Consider the following 2,765-nt stretch of genomic DNA (forward strand, 5'->3'; position numbering starts at 1 on the left):
GGATCTCGCCGTCCGTGCCGATGATGTCGCCGATCCCGTCGCCCATCGGCTCTTCGGGTTCGTACTCCGGCACCTCACGCGCCAAGCGAGCCGCCAGCGGCTCCCGGGCACGTGCTTCGCGTGCAGTGAATCCCCACGACAGTTCGGATGACCGCCGCTCCGGTGGAGAGTATCCCGGGCCGTCGTCATCGGAGTCTTCGCCGAGAAGATCCGAGTCCAGGCTCTCATCCGGCGGAAGCAGATCGAACTCGATGTCCTGCCCACTGAACGATCCGTCAGTCATGATGGGTTCCCTTTCTTTCCCCTGACGCCTGGTCTCTCGGCGTCGCGAGCAGACTCTTCACCACCGGGCGATACCACCGGCACGGAGCCTTGTGCGAGCTTCAGCCTCGTCCACACGTTCATGTTGATGACGACGGCTGCGATCTCCGCGATCTCACGCTCATCGAAGAACACCGTCAGCCCTTGATGCATCTCATCGAAGTGCTCGTGCTCGTAACGTGTCAGCGCTTCGCAGTACGCCAGTGCGAGTGCTTCGGAACCGGAGAACATCGTGCTCTGCCGCCAACTCGCCAGGTGCGCCACCATCGCCGCGCCGATTCCTACTTCCACGGCGATACGCGTGTGCAGGATCAGGCAGTACGAGCACGGATTGATCTGAGCAACCCGCAATCGGAGAAGGGCAGCGAGGCGATCACCGATCGACAACTTCGCCGTGTACCCGAACCCCGCAGCCATCTGCTTCGCAAGTTCGTGGAAGTCAGAGAGATCCGGGTCAAAGCGCACATTCTCGAAATCGATCTGCTCTGATATCACGATCTCTCCTCACCGTAGGGCACGGTTCGCTGGCTTGCCGGAGTTCCGACGCCTCCTCCGACGGTAGATCCGCTTCTCTGCCCTGTGTGGCCTGCCCCTGCAGAGAGCTGTCTTCTCCCTGCAACCGCCCGCTCCGCTTCCGAACGCCGCAGGTCGCGGACATTACGCTGCACAGCCAGGCCACCTGGACAGCACCCGGCTCCGTATCGTGACCCGAAGGGGCGTGCTGCCCGCCGTGAAGAGAGAGAAGACGATGCCGACCTCGAGAGTGATCCTCGCCAGCGGCTGCTTCTGGGGAGCCCAGGAGCTCTTCCGCTCACTCCCGGGCGTCGTGAGCACCCGCGTCGGATACTCCGGCGACGACGACACCCCCAACGCAACCTACCGGGATCACGGGGATCACGCAGAAGCCCTCGAAGTGATCTATGACCCCTCGATCATCCGATTCCAGATACTGCTGGAGTTCTTCTTTCAGATTCACGATCCCACCACTCGGAACCGTCAGGGAAACGACATCGGGCGCAGTTACCGATCAGCGATCTTCACGACGACCGAGGGACAGAGGAAGGTCGCCTTCCACGTGATCGAAGCGATCAACGCTTCCGGCCGCTGGCCAGGAAAAGTCGTGACAGAGGTGGGCGAAGCCGGCCCGTTCTGGGAGGCCGAACCCGAACACCAGGACTACCTGCAGAAGCACCCCAATGGATACTCGTGCCATTTCATCCGACCCGACTGGGTACTACCGGGCCGCTGACCGAGATCTCGCGATAGGAGACACATGAAACATCCCGACGGAATGATCGGCTTGACCGCGACCGACGCCGACACTGACCTCCCGGCTGCATCCTCGGACGCAGTCGAAGACTTCGTCATCACTGAGAACGTCGAGTCCGAGCTGTACGAAGCGACCGTGAACGGCAAGCTCGCCGCCGGCCTGCTCTACAGCAGAACCGGCGACCGGGTGCTTCTGCTCGCGACGTCCGTGTTCCCCGAGTTCCGCGGAAAGGGAGTCGCGGCGCGACTCCTTGGAGGCGTCCTCAACAGTCTCCGCGAGGACAAGAAGACCGCGACGGTCTCGTGCCCCTTCGCCGCCGCGTACATCCGCGCTCATCCGGAGTATGCGGATGTCGTCGACACGCGGTTCCCTGGCAACCCCCACGGACACCACCACTGATCGTCATACGCACAAGAGGAGAACCCACATGGCAACCGTCGAACTGACCGAGGACAACTTCGAGGTCACGATCAATCAGAACGACATCGTTCTCGTCGACTTCTGGGCGGACTGGTGCGCACCATGCCATCAGTTTGCGCCGGTCTTCGAGAAGTCGTCGCAAGACAATCCCGACATCGTCCACGCGAAGCTCGACACGGAGTCGGAGCAGCGCATCACTGCGGCGGCCCAAATCACCGCGATTCCCACTCTGCTCGCCTTCCGCCAGGGGTTGCTCGTCTTCAGCCAGGCCGGCGCCCTACCGCCCACTGCCCTAGCCGAAGTGGTAGAGAACGTCAGAGGACTCGACATGGACGAGGTCAGGAAGGACCTCGACTCCGATGGCGGCTCGGCCAAGGATGATCGCTGATGTCCACCTTGCATGGAGCACGCCCCTACATGGACAAGGCCGTCCCAGAAGCATGGGAAGCCGCGTCTGCGTTCGCGACCGCTGTGTCTGAAGCCGCATCGCAACGCGGACTCACTCCCGCCGAGAGCGAGTTGATCAAGGTTCGGGCGTCGCAGTTGAACGGATGCGTCTTCTGCCTCGATCTGCATTCGCGGCAGGCAAGGCGCGCAGGCGTCAATCAGCAACTACTCGACATCTTGGCCGCCTGGCGCGAGTCGCCACTGTTCAGCGATCGAGAGCGCGCCTTGCTCGCGATCGCTGAAGCAGCCACCCGGCTCCCCCTCGACGCCGCCGTGAATGTCGAGCTCGCGCAGGCCCGAAGCACCC

General features: G+C 62.7%; 5 protein-coding genes and 1 pseudogene. 4 read left to right on the plus strand and 2 right to left on the minus strand.

What is annotated here, in order from left to right:
• Both ACFWJO_RS36945 and ACFWJO_RS36950 read right to left on the minus strand, forming a co-directional pair.
• Nucleotides 1–283, minus strand: a pseudogene (locus ACFWJO_RS36945) (hypothetical protein); the annotation flags it as partial.
• The gene (locus ACFWJO_RS36950) at nt 280–816 is read right to left on the minus strand and encodes a carboxymuconolactone decarboxylase family protein (RefSeq protein WP_020627590.1); all 537 of its coding nucleotides are present in this window, start codon (nt 814–816) and stop codon (nt 280–282) included. The gene ACFWJO_RS36950 and the pseudogene ACFWJO_RS36945, both read right to left, overlap by 4 nt.
• A 253-nt stretch (nt 817–1,069) precedes the next feature.
• Between ACFWJO_RS36950 and msrA the strand changes: the two genes are divergently transcribed.
• The 4 genes from msrA to ACFWJO_RS36970 all read left to right on the plus strand — a co-directional run.
• Nucleotides 1,070–1,570: a peptide-methionine (S)-S-oxide reductase MsrA gene (gene msrA / locus ACFWJO_RS36955; protein WP_043281847.1), complete on the plus strand. Its 501-nt coding sequence runs from the start codon at nt 1,070–1,072 to the stop codon at nt 1,568–1,570.
• Nucleotides 1,571–1,594: 24 nt separating this feature from the next.
• Nucleotides 1,595–1,990 (plus strand): GNAT family N-acetyltransferase, encoded by a 396-nt coding sequence (locus ACFWJO_RS36960; protein ID WP_083325287.1) that lies wholly within the window; start codon nt 1,595–1,597, stop codon nt 1,988–1,990.
• A gap of 28 nt (nt 1,991–2,018) precedes the next feature.
• Nucleotides 2,019–2,399 carry a thioredoxin gene (gene trxA / locus ACFWJO_RS36965; RefSeq protein ID WP_020627593.1) on the plus strand — a complete coding sequence of 127 codons (381 nt, stop codon included), beginning with the start codon at nt 2,019–2,021 and terminating at the stop codon, nt 2,397–2,399.
• 29 nt (nt 2,400–2,428) lie between these two features.
• The coding region (locus tag ACFWJO_RS36970; protein ID WP_386872486.1) for a carboxymuconolactone decarboxylase family protein at nt 2,429–2,765 on the plus strand (337 nt) is incomplete at its 3' end.

It is taken from the genome of Streptomyces sp. NPDC127092 (genome assembly GCF_042722475.1).
Lineage (GTDB): Bacteria > Actinomycetota > Actinomycetes > Streptomycetales > Streptomycetaceae > Streptomyces.

Excerpts from the sequence above, each read along its gene's own strand:
- trxA (WP_020627593.1), top strand. The coding sequence starts at position 2,019 with ATGGCAACCGTCGAACTGACCGAGGACAACTTCGAGGTCACGATCAAT.
- ACFWJO_RS36960 (WP_083325287.1), top strand. The coding sequence starts at position 1,595 with ATGAAACATCCCGACGGAATGATCGGCTTGACCGCGACCGACGCCGAC.
- msrA (WP_043281847.1), top strand. The coding sequence starts at position 1,070 with ATGCCGACCTCGAGAGTGATCCTCGCCAGCGGCTGCTTCTGGGGAGCC.